Source organism: Allobosea sp. WAO (assembly GCF_001509835.1).
GTDB lineage: Bacteria > Pseudomonadota > Alphaproteobacteria > Rhizobiales > Beijerinckiaceae > Allobosea.
This window is the reverse complement of record NZ_JXTJ01000004.1, coordinates 1-21,188: the sequence shown is the minus strand read 5'-3', so window position 1 is coordinate 21,188 and position 21,188 is coordinate 1. Positions and strand designations below refer to the sequence as shown.

The window sequence follows — 21,188 nt, the reverse complement described above, 5'->3', positions numbered from 1 at the left end:
GTGGCGACGGCTCAGCGCCCGCGATACGGCGCCACGCCCTGGTCGGGCAGCCAAAGCCCCTTCGGCGGCTCGCCGGTCTGGAAGAACACGTCGATCGGGATGCCGCCGCGCGGATACCAGTAGCCGCCGATGCGGAACCATTTCGGCTGCAGCAGCTCGACCAGCGTCTTGCCAATATTGACGGTGCAATCCTCGTGGAAGGCGCCGTGGTTGCGGAAGGCGCCGAGATAGAGCTTCAGCGACTTCGATTCGACCAGCCAGTCGCCCGGCAGATAATCGATCACCAGGATGCCGAAATCGGGCTGGCCGGTGACCGGGCAGATCGAGGTGAATTCCGGGCAGGTGAAGCGGGCGAGATAGTCCGTGCCGGCATGCGGGTTCGGCACGCGGTCGAGGCGGGCTTCTTCCGGCGATTGCGGCAGGGCGCTGGCCTGGCCGAGCTGCAGGGTCGAGGCGTCGAGGGTCATATCGTTTTGTCCAAATTGTCGCGATCAGGCGGCGTGGCGCTTGCCCGTGAGCTCGAAGCCGATCGCCTTCAAGACCGCCAGGGTGGTTTCGAGCGTCGGATTACCGTGCTCGCTGAGCGATTTATAGAGCTGTTCGCGCGCAAGACCGGTTTCTCGCGCAATTTTGGTCATGCCCTTGGCTCTCGCGACAACGCCCAACGCCTTCGCAATGTAGCGCGCATCACCCGTCTCGAAGGCATCGCCGAGAAAGACCTCGACGGCCTCGTCCGTCTTCAACGCGTCGGCCGGGTCGTAATCGTGCAGTTTTTCCGCCATCTCACTCGTCCCATTGCTCGGCGAGCTTCTTCGCTGTCGCGATATCCCGCTCCTGTGTGGACTTGTCGCCTCCACAGAGCAGAACGAGAATCTCCCGGCCTCGGCGCTTGAAGTAGATGCGATAACCGGGCCGTAGTGGATCCGCAGTTCGCTGACGCCTTCGCCGACCGGTGCGCCGTCCCCGGCCAGGCCGTTGGCCAGTCGGAAAAGGCGCGCAGCGATCATCGCCCTCGCCTTCTGATACGTGAGCCGCCTCTCCCACTTCCGGAAGGTCTCGGTCTGCCTGAGTTGGAGCACAGCATCCTCTCGGGTCTTATTCCGATAGAACGTAACTTATAAATCACAAACAGTCAAAGCCACCTCTTCCCGTCGCCGCCTCTCTTGTCTAGAAGCGCGGCATCCACTCCTTCCCGCCCCTGCTCCGGAGCCTGCCATGACCGCGATCATCGACATCATCGGCCGCCAGATCCTCGATTCCCGCGGCAACCCGACGGTCGAGGTCGACGTCATTCTCGAAGACGGTTCGATGGGCCGCGCCGCCGTGCCGTCGGGCGCCTCGACCGGTGCGCATGAGGCCGTCGAGCTGCGCGACGGTGACAAGAGCCGCTACCTCGGCAAGGGCGTGCAGAAGGCCGTCGAGGCGGTCAACATGACGATCGCCGAAGCGCTCGTCGCCATGGACGCCGAGGACCAGGTCGCCATCGACGAGGCGATGATCGATCTCGACGGCACGCCGAACAAGAGCAAGCTCGGCGCCAATGCGATCCTCGGCGTCTCGCTCGCCGTCGCCAAGGCCTCCGCCGATGCCTCCGGCCTGCCGCTCTACCGCTATGTCGGCGGCACCCAGGCCCGCGTCCTGCCCGTGCCGATGATGAACATCGTCAATGGCGGCGCCCATGCCGACAACCCGATCGACTTCCAGGAATTCATGGTGATGCCGATCGGTGCGCCCTCCTTCGCCGAAGGCCTGCGCATGGGTGCGGAGATCTTCCACACGCTGAAGAAGGCGCTGCACGACGCCGGCCACAACACCAATGTCGGCGACGAGGGCGGCTTCGCCCCCAACATCAAGTCGGCGGAAGCGGCGCTCGACTTCGTCATGCAGGCTGTCGAAAAGGCCGGCTACAAGCCGGGCGAGGACATCGCGCTGGCGCTCGACTGCGCCGCAACCGAGTTCTTCAAGGACGGCGCCTATGTCTATGCCGGCGAACGCAAAACCCGCGATCCGAAAGCGCAGGCCAAGTACCTCGCCAAGCTCGTCGGCAGCTATCCGATCGTCTCGATCGAGGACGGCATGGCCGAGGATGACTGGGAGGGCTGGAAGGCGCTGACCGATCTCGTCGGCAACAAGTGCCAGCTCGTCGGCGACGACCTCTTCGTCACCAACGTCACCCGCCTGTCGCAGGGCATCAAGGCCAAGACCGCCAACTCGATCCTGGTCAAGGTCAACCAGATCGGCACGCTGACCGAGACCCTGGCGGCGGTCGATATGGCGCAGCGCGCCGGCTACACCGCGGTGATGTCGCATCGCTCGGGCGAGACCGAGGATTCGACCATCGCCGACCTCTCGGTCGCGACCAATTGCGGGCAGATCAAGACGGGCTCGCTCGCCCGTTCCGACCGGACCGCGAAGTACAACCAGCTCCTGCGCATCGAGGAGGAGCTCGGCGACCAGGCGATCTATGCCGGCCGCTCGGCCCTCAAGGCGCTCGCCTGACGACTTCTTGTGCGCCGCAGCGCGAGCGGCGCGCACGGCCCATGCGGCAAACCCACTAACGAACCCCATGCTCCGGCGCTAAGCCGGAGCATGCATCAGACAGTGCCGCTTTCCGACGCGAAGACCCGCCTTCGGCGTCGGCTGGCCTTCGGCGGCATGGCGCTGGCCATGCTGATCTTCGGCGCGAACTTCGTCGTCAGCCGACATGCGGTGCTTAACGGCCTCTCCTCACATGACATGCTGGCGCTGCGCTTCGTGACCGCCGGCTTCCTGCTGCTGCCCAGCTTCATGATGGCCGGGGGCCTGCGCGATTGCGCCGGGCTCGGCTGGAAGCGCGGCCTCGTCCTGGCAGTGATGAGCGGGTTCCCGATGAGCTTCCTGCTCATGACCGGGTTGACCTACGCCCCGGCGGCGCATGGCGCGGTGATCGGCCCCGGCACCGTCACGGTGATCGGGATCATCGGCAGCGTCGTCCTGTTCGGCGCGGTCCTGACCCGGCAGCTGGTGCTCGGCGTCGCGGCCGTGCTCATCGGCCTCGCCTGCCTCGGCATCGCCGGTACCGCCTATGCCAGTCCAGGCATCGTCTTCGGCGATCTCTGCTTCCTCGGCGTCGGATTGATCTGGGGCGGCTATCCCCTTCTGATCCAGCTCTGGCGGGTCGACGCGCTGAAGGCGACCGCCGTCGTCTCGGTGCTGTCGATGGCCTATCTGCCGATCTACTTCGCCTTCTATTTTCGCGGCTTCGACGTGGCGCCCTGGTGGGTGCTGCTGGCGCACGCGATCAATCAGGGCGTGCTCAACGTCATCGTCGGGCTGTGGATCTGGAGCTGGTCGACGCCGGTGCTCGGTCCCTCGGTCGCCGGGCGCTTCCCGCCGATGATCCCCGTCGTCGGTACGCTGCTCGCCATTCCCCTGCTCGGCGAAATCCCAAGCGGCCTGCAGATCGGCGGCATCGCGCTGATCATCGCCGGGCTGTTCGTCGCCTCATGGCGCCGCCCGGCGGCGCGCTAGCGCCATCAGGCCGAGATTCCAGAGGATACAGACCAGCAGGCCGAGGCCGAGCGCCGTCCATGAACCCAGCGGCACGGCCGTGACATGGACCAGCGCGAGCGCGAACCCGAAGCCGAGCAGACCGAGCACACCGTTGGCGATGACCGCGGCGCTGGCCGGACCGCCGACGCGCGGCTGCAGGATCGCGATCAGACTCGACAGGACGATCGGAAAGGTCGCCAGCACACCTGACCAGGCCGGACCGACACGCGTGCTGATGGTGGTGACCGTTCCCGCCAGCATCGCAACCGCCAAGGCGCGCAGGGGGATCGCATACCAGGGCCGCCGCGGCGTGATCGCCGGACGCGCCGCGAGGTACGGGCGAACGATGCGATGCAGGGTCAGGAAGACGATCGGCGTCACCACCAATGCGGCGGCGAACGGCCATGCCAGTCTCTGCAGGCCCGTGACGATCAGCAGCCAGGTCAGCAAGGCCGCCGCGAGGCAGACAACCGTGCCGAAGCGCTGCGCCAGCAGGACGTAGACCAGCGACAGCCCGGCATTGGCGAGATTGGAGTTCATGCTGCCGAGCACGCTGCCGGCGATGAACGCCGCATCGTGATCGAGCGCCAAAAAGACATAGACCGGCCCGGCCGAGATCGGCAGCGTCGCGATCATCGCCGCGAGCAGCGGCCCTGACCGCTCGGCAAGCAGCGAACAGCTGACGACGATGGCGGCCGCGACCGCCATCTTCATAAGCAGCAGGCCGAGCCAGGGCTCGATCACGCCGGCTCGCCTTTGGCCCAGCCTTCCTTGGTTTCGGCGATGAAATCGTCGAGACGGCCAGCCGCGATCGCGGCGCGCAGCCCCGCCATCAGATCCTGGTAATAGGCGAGGTTGATCCAGGTCAGCAGCATCTTGCCGAGCATCTCCTCGGCCTTGACGAGGTGATGGAGATAGGCGCGCGAATAGGTGTTCGCCGCCGGACAGCTCGATTGCGGATCGATCGGCCTCGTATCCTCGGCATGCTTGGCGTTCTTCAGGTTCATCCGGCCGAAGCGGGTGAAGATCTGGCCATGGCGCCCGGCACGCGTCGGCATCACGCAATCGAACATGTCGACGCCGCGGCGGACCGCCTCGACGATGTCGTCGGGCGTACCGACGCCCATCAGGTAGCGCGGCTTTTCCTGCGGCATGTGCGGCTCGACCGTCTCGATCATCGCCAGCATCACCTCCTGCGGCTCGCCGACCGCGAGCCCGCCAATGGCGTAGCCCTTGAGGTCCATGGCGGCGAGCTCGCGGGCGCTCTCAACGCGCAGAGCGGGCACGTCGCCCCCCTGGACGATCCCGAACAGCGCCCTGCCCGGCTGCGTGCCGAAGGCCGCCTTGCAGCGCTCGGCCCAGCGCAGCGAAAGCCGCATCGCCTTCTCGGCGACCTTGTGCTCGCAAGGCAGCGCGACGCATTCGTCGAGCTGCATCACGATATCGGAGCCGAGCAGGTTCTGGATCTCGACCGAGCGCTCCGGCGTCAGCACATGCTTCGAGCCGTCGATATGCGAGCGGAAGGTCACGCCCTCCTCGGTCAGCTTGCGCAGGTTGGCGAGCGACATCACCTGGAAGCCGCCGGAATCGGTCAGGATCGGGTGCGGCCAGTTCATGAACTTGTGCAGCCCGCCGAGCCTGGCGACGCGCTCCGCGCCGGGGCGCAGCATCAGATGATAGGTGTTGCCGAGCACGACATCGGCGCCGAGCGCCTTGACCTGCTCGGGATACATGCCCTTAACGGTCGCGGCGGTGCCGACCGGCATGAAGGCGGGGGTACGGATCACGCCGCGCGGCATCCGGACCTCGCCGGTGCGCGCCGCGCCGTCGCGGCCGAGCAGATGGAAACTGAAATCGGTTGTCATTTCGCCGGCCTAGCCCAGCCGGGCCGGCGAAGGAAGTGCAGCCGACGCCGACCGGACGTTCCGGCGCCGCCGAACGGTTCGACGCTTCAGGCCTTGGTGGCGAAGGCGGCGGCGTAGGCGTCCGGCTTGAAGCCGAGCAGGCGGCGCTCGCCGGTGTCGAGCACAGGACGCTTGATCATGGTCGGCTGCGCCAGCATCAGGGCAACAGCCTTCCCGGCATCGAGCCCCTGCTTGTCCGCCTCGGGCAGGGCCCGGAAGGTGGTGCTCGCCTTGTTGAGGACCTTCTCCCAACCGAGTTCACGACACCAGGCCTCCAGCCGCGCCCGGTCGATGCCGACGGCCCGGTAATCGTGGAACTCGTAAGGGACACGATTTGCGTCGAGCCAGCTCCAGGCCTTCTTCATCGTGTCGCAGTTGCGGATGCCGTAGAGGGTGACCATCGTTCCGACCGTCGCTGATTGTCGTCGGCGCGGGCGTGGCATGCGGCCGACCGGAGATCAAGCGATCCTGCCATTTGCTGCCGGACGACGGCGAAGAAAGCTGAGTGTTTCGCACGCGGGCTCGTTGCCATCGCCGGTCGCAGCGCCAACAATTCAGCCTCTCTCGCGTTCTGTCATCCGACCGGCAAGGATGGTGCGTATCGGGCGAGCAAGGAACCGGACGGGCGCGCCATGATCGATCAATCGCAGCAGGCCACGACGAGCGACCACGACCTCGACATTCCGTTCCGCTCCTGGAAGAACCATCCGGCTGCCGGGGTGGATTTCCCCGACCTCTCCATCGCAACCAGCGAAGCGAGCCGGACGCGCTCCGTCGTCGATGCGCTCGCCTCGTGGATACCGGCCGAGATCGAGGTGCTCGCCGGTCTCGACATTGGCGGGCTCGGGCTTGCAGGGGCGCTGGCCTATCGCAACGGCCTCGGCTTCATTGATATCCGCAAGGTGGATTCGCTGCGCAATGAGGTGATGCGCAGCATAATGGCCAACTACGAACTCGGCGAAGGCGTCGTGATCTCGAAAGGCGCCCGGCTGGCAGGCCGCAGTGTCGCGATCGTCGACGATTGCCTGATCTCCGGCGGTACGGCTCTGGCGACCGCGCGGCTGATCCGCCGGCTCGGCGGTCATTGCGACACGGCGCACTTCGTCTTCGAGATCGAGGGCATGGGCGGCCGCGAGCGCCTCGCCCAAGGCGGCATCCGGGTGGAGGTGCTCCGCACTGTTCCGCGAACGGCGCCGGAGGCAGCGGAGAGCGCCTGAAGAACGCGGGCATGCTTACCCGCCGCCCAGTGGCCAGCGCGCCAGATGGCGATGCCGGTTTTCGCCATGCACGCTCTGGATCAGCACGAAGTCGAGCACCGTCCAGCGCAGCGGCCGGATTCCGGTCTCCAGCACGATCTCCTCGTCGTAGAGCATGGTCAGATGCGGATTGAACTGGCTCTTCGCCTGGAGTTCACAGGCTGCCATTGCGCGCCTGAGTCCGGCCTGAAGCCAGCCCAGCGCCGGCAAGCCCTCGCTGCTGGCGAGGACGAGAGGCCGCTTGCGCACGCCCTGGCTGAAACTCACCGCATGGTCGAAACCGACATCGAATGGCTGGCAACGAACCTGGTCGCCGATGGCCTGCAGCTTGGACAGCACCTCGTCCGGCGCCGGACCGGGCCCTCCGATACCGCAGAGCGAGATATGGTAGCGGCCGGGACCGATGATCGAACCGCGGAGGTCGTGGGCTCGCCGGAATCCGTCGGCGATGCGGTCGATCGCCCTGCCCGCCTCGGCGGTCGGCACGATCGCGAAGAAATAGCTATTGATAGGCTGGCGGCGGGAATACCCGCCCGGTTCGACCATGAACATGCGCCTCTCCTCGGATGCGCCCCCACGATGAATAAGAACATATAGAGAACAAAAGCGCAAGAACCTGGCGCCCGCTGGCGAATTTTCAGCAAGGCGAGCGCGCCCGCCTTGCTGCCGGCATCAGGCCGAGCTGCTTGAGCTCAGACCAGCGGCCAGCCTGAGCCAGGGCGCCAGATGAAAGACGCCCATCAGCAGATACATCGCGGCCATGCCGTTCATCGGCGCGGCGTCCGGCATGCTCGCGCAAAGGACCGTCGGCGCGTCGTTCTCGAAGACCAGAGTGAGCACGCCCATGAGGGCGAAGGTCGGCGCAGCGACCAAGGCCAGCCAGTCCGCCGCACGGAGAGATGCAACACCGGCGAAATCGGAATGGCTCGCCATGGCCGTCTCAGCTCTGGCCGTATTCGTCATGGCGACGCCACCACGGACCGCTCGCCTCGTTGCGGCCCTTGGGAGCCCGATCGAGCCAGGGATACATGCTCCAGATGCCGTCGACGCCGCGCGCATAGGTCGAATAGGTGTGATAGACGACGCCATCCTCGATGACGAAGGCGCTCACTCCCGGCCGCTCGCGAGTATAGCTCGCAACATCGGTGCCAGTCGTGGCGGCGAAGCGCTCCGTGACCGAGGCGCTGTCGCCCTCCAGACGCGAACGCCATACGAAGGCCGGCTCGCGCTGGAAATTATACTCGATCGCACCGTCGCGCTGCTGCTGCTCGGTGAAAGAGACGTTGAAGTCGAAATTGAAGGCGCCGTCCGAGCACGAGGCCCAGGGGAAGCCCCAGCCCATGCGCTCCCTGTAGGCGAGGAGCCTGGACAGCGGCGCCCGCGACACCGCCATAAGCGTCACGTCGTGGTTGGCGAGATGCATCGTGATGCCGTTGAAGCCGTCGGCGATCGCCGAGCAGGACGGGCAGCCCGCCTTGTAATCGGGCCCGAACATGAAGTGGTAGACAAGGAGCTGCGAGCGCCCGCGGAACAGATCGGCCAGCGAGGCCGGGCCTTCCTCGGTCTCGAAGCGGAACGCCTTGTCGATACGGACCCAGGGCAGTTGCTGGCGCTGCCGGGCGAGCTCGTCGCTGAGCCGCGTCAGCTCCTTCTCCTTCTCGAGCAGCGCGATGCGCGCTGAGAGCCATTCGTCGCGGGAACCGGTCTGATGCATCGTCATCGGTCTTGTCTCCTGTCGTCGCCTGTCCATCGCCGCAGGTTTTCGTGGCGGTGCGGCGTCGCCTTGTTGGTAGTCGCCGGCCGTGAGACGGTGGGAGTGACAAGTTTGGCGGGATCTGAATGGACTCGATGATCACGGCCGCGGCGCGTGCGCTGGCGGCGGGCGATCTGCTCGGAGTGCTGAACCGCGTCGCGCTGCGCGAAGACCCGCCGGCACTGGCCCTGCGCGGCATCGCCATGGCCCGGCTCGGCGACTTTGCCCGCGCCAAAGCCTTGCTGCAGAAGGCAGCGCGCGGCTTTGGGCCGAGAGAGGCCGTTTCCCGCGCGAGATGCATCGTCGCCGAAGCCGAGATCGCCCTGGTCTCGCGCGATCTCGGCTGGCCGGCGAAGACGCTCGTGTCGGCAAGGACAGTGCTGGAGCAGCATGGCGATCGCCTGAATGCCGCCCATGCCCGGCATCTCGCGGTTCGCCGTCTGCTCCTGATCGGCCAGCTCGACGAAGCAGAACAGGCGCTCAGCGAGATCGACGCGAGCCCGTTCCCGCCGGCCCTGCAGGCTGCACACGCGCTCGTCATCGCCGGTATCGCGATCAGGCGGCTGCGGACGCAGATCGCCCACGACGCAGTGGCGCAGGCCGAACGCGCCGCCCGCCAGTCCGGCATCGACGCCCTTATAGCCGAGGTCGAAAGCGCCGCGGCCCTGCTGCGCACGCCGGCCGCCCGCCTGATCGCGCGAGGCGAGACCAGGCTGCTCCTATTGGAGGAGGTCGAGCGGCTTCCCGCAACGGGAGCGCTGATCGTCGACGCCTGCCGAAACAGCGTGCGGAGCATGGCTGCGACAGTCTCGCTCGCGACGCGGCCGGTGCTGTTTTCGCTCGCTCGCGCCCTTGCCGAGGCCTGGCCCGGCGACCTGTCGCGCAACGTTCTCGTCGCGCGGTCGTTCCGCGCGAGAGAGGCCGATGAATCGCATCGCGCCCGGCTACGGGTCGAGATCGGGCGGCTGCGCGCCGAGCTCAGGGACATCGCCGAGATCCACGCGACGGCCGACGGCTTCGCCATGCGTCCTCGCCGCGGCGCCGAGATCGTGGTTCTCGCCCCACCCGTCGAGGAACGGCATGCGGCGCTGCTCGCCCTGCTCGCGGATGGCGAGGCCTGGTCGAGCTCGGGGCTCGCGCTCGCACTCGGGACGAGTTCGCGCAGCGTGCAACGCGCCCTCGACGCGCTCGCCGTGGTAGGCCGGGTCCAGTTCTTTGGGCGCGGACCGGCGCGGCGCTGGGTGACTCCGCCCGTACCGGGGTTCCCGACAGTCTTGTTACTCCCGGCGTCTTTCCCAGGCAGCTAGAACTGCGCTCGACAGCAAGGTCGCAAGCCTCAACCGAACCCGTTCCGGAGATGCGCCATGAAACGATCAGCAGCCGAGATCATCCGCGAATACGGCCCCTTCCCCGGCGTCGATGGCGTCCACGGCGTCTCCTATGACGGCCGGCACGTCTGGTTCGCGACCGACGGCAGGCTGAACGCGCTCGATCCCGAGAGCGGCAAGACGGAACGCTCGCTCGACGTCACCGCCGATGCCGGCACCGCCTTCGATGGCAGACACCTGTTCCAGATCGCCGAAGACCGCATCCAGAAGATCGACCCGCAGACAGGCACGGTTCTGAATACGATTCCGGCGCCGGGCAGTGGCAATTCCGGGCTCGCCTGGGCGGAAGGCACGCTCTGGGTCGGCCAGCATCGCGACCGCAAGATCCACCAGATCGACCCCGAAACCGGCGCGATCCTGCGCACCATCGAGTCGAACCGCTTCGTCACGGGCGTCACCTGGAGCCATGGCGAGCTCTGGCATGGCACCTGGGAGAATGACGAGAGCGAGCTCAGGCACGTCGATCCGCAAACCGGGACGGTGCTCGAGCGCCTCGACATGCCGGCCGGCACCGGTGTCTCGGGCCTCGAGGCCGATGGCGGCGACCGCTTCTACTGCGGCGGCGGCAAGAGCGGCGTGCTCAGGGCGGTACGGCGACCGCGCTAGAGTCATCATTTCCCTGCGCCCTGCCCTGTGAGGGTTTCGGCACGCATACGCCGCGGCAGACGACCGTTCAGGATGAGGTGCGCAACGAGGCCGATCAGCAATCCCCAGAACGCTCCGCCGATGCCGAGCAGCTGGATGTTCGCAGCCGAGGCCAGGAAGGTGATCAGCGCCGCCTCGCGGGAGGCTGGCTCCGTCAGAGCGCCGGCAAGGCTACCGCCGATCGTGCCGAGCAAAGCAAGGCCGGCGAGCGTCGTGATGAAGGTCGCGGGGAAGGCCATGAACACCGCCGCGAGCGTCACCCCGAACACTCCGACGAGGATGTAGGCGATGCCGGCCGCGATGCCGGCGATCCAGCGCCGCGCCGGGTCCTCATGCGCCTCCTTGCCGGTGGCGATCGCCGCCGTGATCGCCGCGAGGTTGAAGGCGTGGGATCCGAAAGGCGCCATCAGCAGTGAGCCGAAGCCGGTCACGGTGACGATCGGACTGGCGCTGGTCCTGAACCCGTCATTCCGCAGCACCAGCATTCCCGGCATGTACTGGCCGGTCAGGGTGATCAGGAACAGCGGCAGCGCGACGCTGAGCAGCGCGTTCAGGGAGAACTCCGGCATGGTGAAGACAGGCGCCGCGAACTGAAGCCGCAGGCCCGACAAGTCCACCCTGCCCTGCGCCAGCAGGAAGACGAGGCCGAGCACGAGGATGCCGACCACGGCATAGCGCGGCGACCAGCGCTTCAAGGCGAGATAGGCGAGGATCAACAGGCCGACCAGCAGCGGATCGACGCTCGCGCCGCCGAAGGCGCCGATGCCGAATTGCAGCAGGATGCCGGCCAGCAGGCCCGAGGCGATACCCGGCGGGATCAGCCGGATGACCTTGTCGAACCAGCCCGACAGACCAAGCGCGACGAAGGCCGCCGCGGAGATCATGTAGGCGCCGACCGCCTCGGCATAGGGTGTCGTCGCGAGAGCGGTGACGAGGAAGGCCGCCGCCGGAGTCGACCATGCGGTGATGATCGGCTCGCGATAGCGCCAGCTCAGGAAGAGCCCGGTCAGCCCGACGCCGATCGAAACCGACCAGACCCAGGAGGCGGTCAGCTCCGGGCTGAGGCCGGCGACCTTGGCAGCCTGGAAGACCAGGATGAAGGTGCCGCCATAGTTGACGATCACCGAGATCAGCCCCGCGACGACGGGATGCGCGAGATCGTTCAGGCGGATGGACGGTGTGGAAGCGGGCGGCATGATCGTGACAGGTCTTCCGGGAGGTTCGGGACGCAGGCGCTGCGGGGCGCGTTGACAACTAGCCGATCAATGGTCTGACAATCCCAGCCACTTCCCAGCAGGGGCTCAGACCATTTGTTCAAGCATTCGCAACTTGAAACCGTGAAGGCGTGGCTGGCCCATCCTGCCCACGCCGCGCTGCCGCTGCATGCCAGGATCCAGCGTGCGATCCGCCAGCTCATCCTCGACGGCGCCCTCGGGCGCGGGAAGCCGCTGCCGGCCTCGCGCGCCCTCGCGAAATCGCTCGGCCTGTCGCGCGACACGGTCGAAGCTGCCTATGCACAGCTCCATGCCGAAGGCTTCATCGAGCGGCACGTCGGCAGCGGCAGCTTCGTGGCGGAGGCGACGGAGCTGGCGCCCAGTCGTCGTCACGCCTTGCGTGACACTGCCTTTCGCAGCCAGTCGCCAAACCTCAGCCGGCGCGGTGAGGCGATGTTCCGCAGCGGCGGCGTTCGCGAGCTTCTGTCGCCGCGGCCCTTCGCGCCGGGCATGCCGGAGACGCGCGGCTTTCCGCTGCGGCTCTGGGAGCGGCTGGAGCGGCAGGTGTTGAAGGAGGCCGGCACGACAGCCTTGCTTCATGGCGACCCGCAAGGCGTCGAGCCGCTGCGCCGGGCGATCGCCGACTATGTGAACCTCGAGCGCGGCGCCCATGCCACGCCCGACCGGGTTCTGATCCTGACCAGCTCGCAGCAGGCGCTGGCACTGTGCGCGAGCGTGCTGCTCGACGCCGGCGAGCGCATTTTCATCGAGGACCCCGCCTATTACGGCGCGCGCAAAGCGTTCGATGCGGCGGGACTGGATTGCGTCCCGATCCAACTGAATCACCAAGGCCTGCTGGTCGAGCAGATCGTCTCAGAGCCGCGCCGGGCCAGGGCCGTGTTCCTCACGCCCTCGCACCAGTTTCCCACCGGCGCGACGCTGTCGCTCGACCGCCGCCTGGCGCTGATCGAATGGGCCGCCCGCCATCAGGCCTGGATCATCGAGGACGATTACGACAGCGAATTCCACTACGCGGGAAAGCCGACCGCCTGCGTGCAGGGGCTCGATCCGCATGAGCGGACCATCTATATCGGCACCTTCACCAAATCGCTCTTTCCGGGCCTGCGGATCGGCTATGTCGTGCTGCCGCCCCAGTTGGTCGCGCCGATGACGGTGGCGCGCACTCTGCTCGACGGGCATTCGGCGCCGTTGGCCCAAATGACGCTCGCCCGGTTCATGGAAGGCGGGCATTTCGGCGCGCATGTCCGCGCCATGCGCAGCATCTATGCCGAGCGCCTCGGCCTGCTGGCCGGCCTCGTCGACAAGCACCTTTCGGGCATCACCGAGGCCCAGGTGCCGGCCGGCGGGCTGCAGATGCCCTGCGAGCTGACCGGAAACCTAGCGGAAACCACCGCCATCGACGCGGCGCGACGCGCAGGGATCGAGCTTCTGGGCCTGTCGTCGCTCTACGCTTCGAGGGCGGGCAAGCCCGGCTTCCTGATGGGCTTTGCCGCCTATACGCCGAACGAAATCGAGCTCGCTGTCGGCAAGCTGGCGCACGCTCTTCGGGCGGCAATACCTTGAAGCGGCAGATCGCCACCGGCCGCCGGCCGCTCCGCGACGCCGCTCTGGCGCCGGATCATTCCCGCCAGTTTGCCACATTGCGTCCGCGGGGCCCCCGACTTCCAATGCCCCAAGACGAACGGCGCCGGAGCCTCGCCACCGTCCGGCTGCGCCATGCAATTCACGCCGTCTCCACTTGGCATAGTCCGCCTGCGATGTCCGACCTGCTTGCAGCCAGGCAAAACGGTACGCCACTGGCATAAATAATGCGGATGGCCATTCTATTATTTATAGACTCGCGCTGTGCCCTTTCATAAAAGAGAACGGTCAACCGCATTATGTAGAGGACATCATGGCCCGGACGCGCAATGACGAGTTGCACAAGCATCGCAGGCAGCAGGTTCTCCGCGCGGCTGCCGATGGCTTCGCCCGCAAGGGCATTCATCAGACCACGATGCAGGAGATCTGCGAGGCCTCGGGGATGAGCGCCGGAGCACTCTACCGCTACTTCCCGACCAAGGAATCCATCATCGTGGCCTTCGCCGAAGAAGAGCGCGCCGAAGCGGCAAAGCTCGTTTCCCATCTCAACGCATCGCCGAACATCGTCTCCGCGCTTGCGGATGCCGTTCCAGAGTTGGTCAACGGCCTGACTGACGAAAACTATGGGCGCCTGTCCCTCGAAGTCGCGGCCGAAGCCACCCGCAACCCGGCGGTCAAGGCGGCATTCGAGCAGAACGAGACGGAGCTGCGTGAGCAACTATCGGCCGCGTTGCAGAGAGGACAGATGGCCGGCCATGTGGCCCCCGAGCTCGACCCGGATACCGTGGTGTTCCTGCTGATCGCCCTCTTTGACGGCATCGCCGGGCGCGCGGTGCTTTCTCCGGAAATCGACAAGTGCCGGCTTGCTCGCGGCGTCGATCACCTGCTCCGGAGCATGCTTGCGGCGCCGGACTGTACGGCAGACGAGCGAGGCCACTGACCGGAAGCCCGACCGAATTCCCGTAGCTTCCAACACGGAAGGGATTTTCGATGCCAGGGCGCTTTGAAGTTGCGATCGCCGGTGGGGGCATAGCGGGCCTGGCAGCCGCGCTGGCCTTTCGAAAAGCCGGCGCCGAAGCCACCATCGTTGAACGGGTCCGCGCTTTTGCACCTGTGGGCGCGGGCATCCTGCTGCAAGCCAACGGGCTGATGGTGCTCGACGCCCTCGGGTTGGGCGACCAGGTTCGCGCCCTCGGAACAGCAATACCACGCTTCGCGCTACGCGATTCAAGCGGCCGCTGCCTGGCGTCGACCGAAGTGAATGTCCACCTTCCTCCGCAGTACTGGCCGGTCTGCATCCATCGTGCCCGACTGCACGACATTCTCTGGCAAGCCTGTGTCAGGGCGCGCGTCACAACTCACCTGGGCTGCAAAGTAAAAGCCGTCGAAACGAGGCGGGCCGCGTCAGCGCTGATCTGCGAAACAGCAGACGGAATCATATCGGTTTCGGGCAATCTCATCGTCGGCGCGGATGGCGTCAAATCGGCGGTACGGAAGGTGGCCGGAATCTCCACTCATCTTTGGCCGGTGGTGGAAGGCAGTGTTCAAGGAGTCGTTCCGTATTCGGTTCAGGCCGACTGCCACGGAGAATATCTAAGCGGGTCAGAGGCCTGCGGCATGCTGCCCATGGGGCGCGATGTAACGTTCTGGTTCTGGGGCGAAGCCAGTCGAACGGCCGTCGGCGCGGCAGACCGAGAGTTCGCCGGTTGGAGAGACGATGTATGCCGACGCTTTCCCCCGATGCGTCGCACTTTATCACAGTACAGCAGTTGGGATGACATGGTGCGCCTGCAACACCGAAGCGTGCGGTGTGACGCCTGGTCTTGCGGCAATTTGGTCCTGATTGGCGATGCTGCGCATGCCATGAGCCCGAACCTGGGCCAAGGCGCGAACTGCGCCCTGGTCGACGCACTGGCACTTGCCAGCCACATCGCGGCCGGACAGCCGGACGGGGAGATTTCCGTTGCCCTGGCTCGCTTCGAACAAGATCGTCGACCACAGGTCGACAGGCTTCAGCAACAGGGCCAGGATGAAAGTACGAGTGTGCTCGGGCGCTGGCCCGGGTCCCAGATCATCGTCAATCTGGCGCTTCGACTGACGCGACTTGCCTCATCCAGTCGTCAGCGCGCCGATGTCCTGGCGATGAGCGGCCTCGACGGGACAGGGCTTGATCTCGCCGCGACAGGTGTTCGTGCGCCGATCCCGTGGTGATCTGGCGAGTTCGCACTCGCCAGTCGGCGAGTGCGGTCTACGAGCATGCCATTGAACGTTGCGCATGCCTCATGCGGCAGGCCGAGCTAAAGGCAAAGCCTATCCCGACGCTACCGGATCATTCCCACTCGATCGTACCGGGCGGCTTGCTCGTCACATCGTAGACCACCCGGTTGATGCCCTTGACCTCGTTGATGATGCGGGTCGCGGTGCGGCCGAGGAAGGCCATGTCGTAGGGGTAGAAGTCGGCGGTCATGCCGTCGACCGAGGTGACGGCGCGCAGGGCGCAGACATGATCGTAGGTGCGGTAGTCGCCCATCACGCCGACGGTGCGCACCGGCAGCAGCACAGCGAACGCCTGCCAGATCACGTCGTAGAGCCCAGCCTTGCGGATCTCCTCGAGATAGATCGCATCCGCCTTGCGCAGAATGTCGAGCTTCTCCTTGGTGATCTCGCCGGGGCAGCGGATGGCGAGGCCCGGCCCCGGGAAGGGATGGCGGCCGACGAAGGCCTCGGGCAGGCCGAGCTCGCGGCCGAGCACGCGGACCTCGTCCTTGAACAGCTCACGCAGCGGCTCGACGAGCTTCATCTTCATGCGCTCGGGCAGGCCGCCGACATTGTGGTGGCTCTTGATCGTCACCGAAGGCCCGCCGCTGAACGAGACGCTCTCGATCACGTCAGGATAGAGCGTGCCTTGGGCGAGGAAATCGGCGCCGCCGAGCTTGGCCGCCTCCGCGTCGAAGACATCGATGAAGAGCCGGCCGATCGTCTTTCGCTTGGCCTCGGGGTCGGAGCCGCATTTGGCGAGTTCTGAGAGGAAAAGCTCTTCGGCTTCAACATGAACCAGCGGGATATTGTAGTGATCGCGGAAGAGACGAACGACCTCTTCGGCCTCGTTCATCCGCATCAGGCCGTGGTCGACGAAGACGCAGGTCAGCTGGTCGCCGATCGCCTCGTGGATCAGCACGGCCGCGACGGCCGAGTCGACGCCGCCGGAGAGCCCGCAGATCACCCGGCCGGTGCCAACCTGGTCGCGGATCTTCTTCTGCATCTCGGCGCGATAGGCCGACATGCTCCAGTCGGGCTTGCAGCCGCAGATGTCGACGACGAAGTTGCGCAGCAGCTTGCCGCCATCCGGCGTGTGCACCACCTCGGGGTGGAACATGGTCGAGTAGAAGCGCCTGTCCTCGTCGCTCGCCACCGCATAGGGTGCGTTCTCCGAGGTCGCCTTGACCGTGAAGCCGGCGGGGAGCTGCGTGACGCGGTCGCCATGGCTCATCCAGACCGGGTAGCGGCCGCCCTGCTCCCAGATGCCTTCGAACAAGGCCGACGGCGTAACGATCTCGACATCGGCGCGGCCGAATTCGGCGGCATGGCCGCCCTCGACCTTGCCACCGAGCTGATGGGCCATGGTCTGCTGCCCATAGCAGATGCCGAGGACCGGCAGGCCAGAGGAGAAGACCTCCTGCGGCGCACGCGGCGAGTTCGCGTCCGGCACCGAGGCGGGGCCGCCGGAGAAGATCACGCCCTTCGGCTTCATCCGGGCGAAGGCCTCGGAAGCCGACTGGAACGGGGCGATCTCGCAATAGACGCCGATCTCGCGCACGCGACGCGCGATCAGCTGCGTCACCTGACTGCCGAAGTCGATGATGAGGATGGAGTCGTGGACGGGGTTCTGGGGCTGGGCGCTCATCGCGCTCGGTTACGCCATCGCGGGCGAGCGCGCAACGGCCCAGACGCAGCTCAGCCCGGCGCCGCGAGGCAGCTCAGATAGAACCCGTCCGTCCCGGTTCGCGCCGGCGACAATTGCAGCCCGCTCTGCGTCGCGAAACGTGCGAGGAGGCCGTAATCGACCTCGCCGGCGCTCAACAGGTCACGCATCGGAACCAGGGCGAAACCGGGATGGCGCTCCAGGAAGGCTTCGACCGCGACGTCGTTCTCCTCGGGCAGGACCGAGCAGGTGATGTAGGCGATCCGCCCGCCCGACCTGACCAGCCCCGCCGCGCGGTCCAGCACCTCGGCCTGCTCCCTGATCCGCTCGGCGAGCGCGCCGGGGCGCACGCGCCATTTCGCATCGGGATTGCGCCGCCAGGTGCCTGAGCCCGTGCAAGGAGCGTCGACCAGCACGAGATCGGCCGTGCCTGCGAGATCGGAGAGCGCGTCATGGCCGCGGCTGCGCGGCACGCGCACCTCGACATTGCTCGCGCCGGAGCGCGTCAGCCGGTCGTGGAGCGGCGATAGCCGGCGACTGTCGAGATCGGTCGCGAAGATGCGGCCCTCATTTCCCATCATGGCAGCGAGCGCCAGGGTCTTGCCGCCGGCGCCGGCACAAAGATCGATCACGCTGTCGCCCGGCCTCGCCCCGGCCAAGGCAGCGACGAGCTGCGAGCCTTCGTCCTGGATCTCGAACTCGCCGGCGAAGAAGGCTGGCTCGCTCTGCAGCGTCGGTCCACGCCCGTCGGGGCCGGGCTGGAAGCGCAACGCATCCGGCGACCAGGCGCCCATTTCCGGCTGGAGATGCGACAGGGCCGCGCGCAGCGCGTCGCGCCCGGTCTTCAGGCGGTTGGTGCGGATATCGACGGGCGCGCGCGCCGCAAGCCCCTCGCCTTCGGCGATGGCGTGCTCGGCGAAGGCCTCGACGAAGGAGGGCCAGAGCCATTCGGGAACGTCGGCGCGAACCCAGCCCGGCGCAGCCGAGAGATCGAAGGTGGCGAGCCCGGCGACCTCGAACTCGGTCAGAGGCGCGGGCGCATGGTTCTGGCCGGTGAACAGGGCGGCGATCTCGTCGGGCCGAAGCCCGCGCTGGCTGACCAGCATGCCGAGCACCAGCGCCCGCGGCGTCTCCTCGCCGAGCGCGTGGGCCGAGGACGCCCGGCGCCGCAAGGCATCGTAGACCAGCGAGGCCACGGCAGCGCGATCCTTGGAACCCGCGAAACGACGGGCCAGCCCCCAATCCTTCAAGGCATCGGCGGCAGGCCGGCGGCGCTGGATCAGATCGGCCAGGACCTCGATGGCGGCGCTGATGCGGGCGGCGGGAGTCATGTCCGGCTTCCTGGGATTATGCCTGTCGGATCGCGCGCGATCTCGACCGATTCTGAACTGGGCTAGGGGCTCTTGACGCCGTCGTTCCACAAGCAGAAAGACGACACAATAGCTTACGCAACGCCAACCCAGCTTCGAGGCCGTCGTCAATGTCCAAGCTCACCCGCCTTGCCGTCGCTGGCCTGTTCTGCCTTTCGCTCGCCGCCTGCGCCACCCAGCAGCAGGACCTGACCCCGCCGCCGGCCAAGCCGGTCGATGCCAAGACCAAGCTGGAAAGCGGCCGGCGCTGAGAATTGAGCCGAGGCGGGCGCCGGAAACCGGCGCCCCAACAACAAGAGCGCCGCCTTCAAAGCGCTGTCATATCGACCGACCACGCTTGCCGCCTGATTTTGCGACCAAGGATCGGATCGTCATGAAGCCCTCGCTGCATTCGGCCTCGCTGCTGGCCACATTCGCCCTCGCCCTCTCGGCGCCAGCCGCCCTCGCCCAGGCGCCGACGCTCGACGGCAAGCCGGCGCTGATCGTCGCCCATCGCGGTGCCAGCGGCACCCTGCCCGAGCACACGCTGGAAGCCTATAAGCTTGCGATCGAACAGGGCGCCGACTTCATCGAGCCGGACCTGGTCGCGACCAAGGACGGAGTGCTGGTGGCGCGGCACGAGCCGATGCTGTCGGGCACCACCGACGTCTCGACCCGGCCCGAATTCGCCGCGCGCAAGACCATCAAGAAGGTCGACGGCGTCGACACCAATGACTGGTTCGCCGGCGACTTCACCCTGGCCGAGCTCAAGACCCTGCGGGCCAAGCAGGCCTTCGCCGATCGCGACCAGTCGCATAACGGCAAGTTCGAGATTCCGACGCTGCAGCAGGTGATCGACCTCGCCAAGGCCGAGAGCGCCCGGACCGGCCGCACTATCGGCATCTATCCGGAGACCAAGCACCCGATCTTCCATGCCGCGATCGGCCTGCCGCTCGAGGATCGCATGCTCGACCAGCTCAAGGCCGCCGGCTGGACCGAGAAGAGCTCGCCGGTGATCATCCAAAGCTTCGAGACCGCCAATCTCAAATATCTGCGCGGCAAGACGCAATTGCGCCTCGTCCAGCTCGTCGATGCCGACGATGTCGACAAGGACGGCGGCATCGTGCTCGCCGCCCCCTTCGACAAGCCCTATGATTTCGTCGTCACCGGTGACAAACGCACCTTCAAGGACCTCGTCACCGCCGAGGGTCTGAAGGAGATCAAGACCTATGCCGACGGTGTCGGCCCCTGGAAGCCCTATATTCTGGCCGGCAAGCAGGTGATCGGCGACGACGGCAAGCCGAAGGATCTGAACGGCGACGGCAAGATCGACGAGCAGGACCGGATGCTGATCGCGCCGACCAATGTCGTCAAGGACGCGCACGCCGCCGGACTGTTCGTCCACACCTGGACCTTCCGCAGCGAGCCCAAGCGCCTCGCCTCCAACTTCAAGGGGGATCCGGCTGCCGAGTACAAGGCGTTCCTCGCGCTCGGCATCGACGGGCTGTTCTCCGATTTCCCGGGCACGGCCGTGAAGGCGCGCGACGCGAAGTAGCCGACACCGCACAGCAGACCGACAAGAGCAAGGCCCGTCCCGCTGTTGCGGAACGGGCCTTTCGATTCCCTGCTGTGGAATGTCCAGTGGTCAGTCGCAGACGCGGGTGGTGCGCCTGACCTCGCCGCGCGGCGTCTCGCGGGTCTCGGTCACGGTCCGGCAATCGCGTCCGCGCTCGGCCCGCCAGTCGCGGCGGCGCTCATAGCGGTCACGCTCGCGCCAGCGCTCCTCGCGGCGAATGTCCCGGTCGATCGCGCGCTCGCGCGGGCTGCGGGGATCGACGGTGACGCCGCCGGGACCGATGTTCACGGACTGGGCGCTGGCGCCGACAGTGCCGAGCATCAGACCGGCGGCGAGCGTACTGAGAAGAAGTTTCATGACGTTTTCCTCCGCTTTCGGGGCAAATAACGGGAAAATCGCCGAAAAGTTCCGAACGCGCAGCCCGTCGGCCTGAGGAACGAAAAAGGCCGGCGCAATCGGCGCCGGCCCGATGTGGTCGGGAAAGACCGATCAATCGCAGATGCGGGTCGTCCGGCGCACAGGCCCGCGGCGGGTTTCCTCGGTGGTGGTGATGGTCCGGCAGCGCTCGCCGCGCCGACCGTCGCGCCAGTCCCGACGCCGCTCCCATTCGCGGCGGCGTTCCCATTCACGGCGACGCTCATAGGCGTCGCGCTCGCGGGCGCGCTCTTCGCGACGGATCTCCCGCTCCCTCTCATCGCGGCGAATCTCGCGGTCCATCGCGCGCTCCTGCGGGGTGCGCGGGTCGACCGTGATGCCGCCCGGCCCGATGTTCAGGCTCTGGGCATAGGCGCCGCCGCCAGCGAGCAGAACCGCGACGAGGGCGGGGATGATGCGCTTCATGGTCGTTCTCCTGATACGGCGGCAACGGATGAGGCTGCCGCGGACTTGGCGCGACCATGGGCAGGAATTTTTGAACCGATCGTGAACGCGGGCTGCGACCGATCCAGAAGAGTGTCGAAACGAAAACGGCGCCCGCCTGAGCGGACGCCGTTCCCGAAGGCCGGCCCGAGGCCGGAAAAGGCCTACCTCAGTGCAGGATCTGGCTGAG

Annotated in this window: 23 protein-coding genes; 10 read left to right on the top strand and 13 right to left on the bottom strand. The window is 66.7% G+C overall.

Annotated elements, in window-relative coordinates:
- Positions 1-11 precede the first annotated feature (11 nt).
- Both queF and DK26_RS04640 read right to left on the bottom strand, forming a co-directional pair.
- The gene (queF, locus tag DK26_RS04645) at positions 12-467 is read right to left on the bottom strand and encodes a preQ(1) synthase (protein ID WP_066468859.1); all 456 of its coding nucleotides are present in this window, start codon (positions 465-467) and stop codon (positions 12-14) included.
- 24 nt (positions 468-491) lie between these two features.
- Positions 492-782, bottom strand: a complete 291-nt coding sequence (locus DK26_RS04640) for an addiction module antidote protein (RefSeq protein WP_066470114.1) — start codon at positions 780-782, stop codon at positions 492-494.
- Between the two features lie 433 nt (positions 783-1,215).
- Here DK26_RS04640 and eno point away from each other — a divergent pair, with 433 nt between their 5' ends.
- Both eno and DK26_RS04630 read left to right on the top strand, forming a co-directional pair.
- On the top strand, positions 1,216-2,499 hold the full coding sequence (gene eno, locus DK26_RS04635; RefSeq protein ID WP_066468858.1) for a phosphopyruvate hydratase: 1,284 nt from the start codon (positions 1,216-1,218) through the stop codon (positions 2,497-2,499).
- A 90-nt stretch (positions 2,500-2,589) separates the two neighbouring features.
- Complete coding sequence (locus tag DK26_RS04630; protein ID WP_066468856.1) at positions 2,590-3,510, top strand: DMT family transporter; 921 nt, start codon at positions 2,590-2,592, stop codon at positions 3,508-3,510.
- Here the strand turns inward: DK26_RS04630 and DK26_RS04625 are convergent.
- The 3 genes from DK26_RS04625 to DK26_RS04615 form a co-directional block, all read right to left on the bottom strand.
- Positions 3,484-4,275 (bottom strand): hypothetical protein, encoded by a 792-nt coding sequence (locus tag DK26_RS04625; protein ID WP_248309868.1) that lies wholly within the window; start codon positions 4,273-4,275, stop codon positions 3,484-3,486. The genes DK26_RS04630 and DK26_RS04625 overlap by 27 nt on opposite strands.
- Positions 4,272-5,396, bottom strand: coding sequence for a tRNA guanosine(34) transglycosylase Tgt (gene tgt, locus DK26_RS04620; protein WP_066468855.1), 1,125 nt, complete (start codon positions 5,394-5,396; stop codon positions 4,272-4,274). The genes DK26_RS04625 and tgt overlap by 4 nt, the downstream gene beginning before the upstream one ends.
- 86 nt (positions 5,397-5,482) lie before the next feature.
- The gene (locus DK26_RS04615) at positions 5,483-5,836 is read right to left on the bottom strand and encodes an ArsC family reductase (RefSeq protein ID WP_157089510.1); all 354 of its coding nucleotides are present in this window, start codon (positions 5,834-5,836) and stop codon (positions 5,483-5,485) included.
- Positions 5,837-6,067: 231 nt separating this feature from the next.
- Between DK26_RS04615 and DK26_RS04610 the strand changes: the two genes are divergently transcribed.
- The gene (locus DK26_RS04610) at positions 6,068-6,652 is read left to right on the top strand and encodes a phosphoribosyltransferase family protein (protein ID WP_066468853.1); all 585 of its coding nucleotides are present in this window, start codon (positions 6,068-6,070) and stop codon (positions 6,650-6,652) included.
- Between the two features lie 15 nt (positions 6,653-6,667).
- On the opposite strand, the gene DK26_RS04605 is transcribed toward DK26_RS04610, so the two are convergent.
- The 3 genes from DK26_RS04605 to DK26_RS04595 form a co-directional block, all read right to left on the bottom strand.
- Positions 6,668-7,237, bottom strand: a complete 570-nt coding sequence (locus DK26_RS04605) for a 2'-5' RNA ligase family protein (RefSeq protein WP_184231674.1) — start codon at positions 7,235-7,237, stop codon at positions 6,668-6,670.
- Between the two features lie 126 nt (positions 7,238-7,363).
- A complete protein-coding gene (locus DK26_RS04600; RefSeq protein WP_066468848.1) occupies positions 7,364-7,624 on the bottom strand; it encodes a hypothetical protein in 261 nt (86 codons plus the stop codon).
- Between the two features lie 7 nt (positions 7,625-7,631).
- Complete coding sequence (locus DK26_RS04595; protein ID WP_066468847.1) at positions 7,632-8,411, bottom strand: DUF899 domain-containing protein; 780 nt, start codon at positions 8,409-8,411, stop codon at positions 7,632-7,634.
- 119 nt (positions 8,412-8,530) lie between these two features.
- On the opposite strand from DK26_RS04595, the gene DK26_RS04590 reads away from it, so the two are divergent.
- Together DK26_RS04590 and DK26_RS04585 are read left to right on the top strand one after the other, a co-directional pair.
- Complete coding sequence (locus tag DK26_RS04590; protein ID WP_066468846.1) at positions 8,531-9,751, top strand: DNA-binding protein; 1,221 nt, start codon at positions 8,531-8,533, stop codon at positions 9,749-9,751.
- 57 nt (positions 9,752-9,808) lie between these two features.
- Positions 9,809-10,438 carry a PQQ-binding-like beta-propeller repeat protein gene (locus tag DK26_RS04585; RefSeq protein ID WP_066468844.1) on the top strand — a complete coding sequence of 210 codons (630 nt, stop codon included), beginning with the start codon at positions 9,809-9,811 and terminating at the stop codon, positions 10,436-10,438.
- Positions 10,439-10,443: 5 nt separating this feature from the next.
- Here DK26_RS04585 and DK26_RS04580 read toward each other — a convergent pair whose 3' ends face one another.
- Positions 10,444-11,673, bottom strand: a complete 1,230-nt coding sequence (locus DK26_RS04580) for a benzoate/H(+) symporter BenE family transporter (RefSeq protein WP_066468842.1) — start codon at positions 11,671-11,673, stop codon at positions 10,444-10,446.
- Between the two features lie 114 nt (positions 11,674-11,787).
- On the opposite strand from DK26_RS04580, the gene DK26_RS04575 reads away from it, so the two are divergent.
- The 3 genes from DK26_RS04575 to DK26_RS04565 all read left to right on the top strand — a co-directional run bounded on the left by DK26_RS04575 (position 11,788) and on the right by DK26_RS04565 (position 15,504).
- A complete protein-coding gene (locus DK26_RS04575; RefSeq protein ID WP_066468841.1) occupies positions 11,788-13,275 on the top strand; it encodes a PLP-dependent aminotransferase family protein in 1,488 nt (495 codons plus the stop codon).
- Between the two features lie 331 nt (positions 13,276-13,606).
- Positions 13,607-14,233: a TetR/AcrR family transcriptional regulator gene (locus tag DK26_RS04570; RefSeq protein WP_083532966.1), complete on the top strand. Its 627-nt coding sequence runs from the start codon at positions 13,607-13,609 to the stop codon at positions 14,231-14,233.
- Positions 14,234-14,283: 50 nt separating this feature from the next.
- Complete coding sequence (locus DK26_RS04565) at positions 14,284-15,504, top strand: NAD(P)/FAD-dependent oxidoreductase (protein WP_066468840.1); 1,221 nt, start codon at positions 14,284-14,286, stop codon at positions 15,502-15,504.
- A gap of 118 nt (positions 15,505-15,622) precedes the next feature.
- Here DK26_RS04565 and guaA read toward each other — a convergent pair whose 3' ends face one another.
- Entirely contained in the window at positions 15,623-17,197 is a 1,575-nt protein-coding gene (guaA, locus tag DK26_RS04560; protein ID WP_066468839.1) for a glutamine-hydrolyzing GMP synthase, read from the bottom strand.
- Between the two features lie 50 nt (positions 17,198-17,247).
- Entirely contained in the window at positions 17,248-18,546 is a 1,299-nt protein-coding gene (locus tag DK26_RS04555) for an RsmB/NOP family class I SAM-dependent RNA methyltransferase (RefSeq protein ID WP_066468837.1), read from the bottom strand.
- A 149-nt stretch (positions 18,547-18,695) separates the two neighbouring features.
- Between DK26_RS04555 and DK26_RS29290 the strand changes: the two genes are divergently transcribed.
- Both DK26_RS29290 and DK26_RS04550 read left to right on the top strand, forming a co-directional pair.
- Positions 18,696-18,836, top strand: coding sequence for a hypothetical protein (locus tag DK26_RS29290; protein WP_184231675.1), 141 nt, complete (start codon positions 18,696-18,698; stop codon positions 18,834-18,836).
- Positions 18,837-18,958: 122 nt separating this feature from the next.
- On the top strand, positions 18,959-20,119 hold the full coding sequence (locus tag DK26_RS04550) for a glycerophosphodiester phosphodiesterase (RefSeq protein WP_066468835.1): 1,161 nt from the start codon (positions 18,959-18,961) through the stop codon (positions 20,117-20,119).
- Positions 20,120-20,209: 90 nt separating this feature from the next.
- On the opposite strand, the gene DK26_RS29285 is transcribed toward DK26_RS04550, so the two are convergent.
- Positions 20,210-20,497: a hypothetical protein gene (locus DK26_RS29285; protein WP_066468833.1), complete on the bottom strand. Its 288-nt coding sequence runs from the start codon at positions 20,495-20,497 to the stop codon at positions 20,210-20,212.
- Between the two features lie 132 nt (positions 20,498-20,629).
- Positions 20,630-20,980 carry a hypothetical protein gene (locus tag DK26_RS04540; protein ID WP_066468831.1) on the bottom strand — a complete coding sequence of 117 codons (351 nt, stop codon included), beginning with the start codon at positions 20,978-20,980 and terminating at the stop codon, positions 20,630-20,632.
- Positions 20,981-21,188 lie beyond the last annotated feature (208 nt).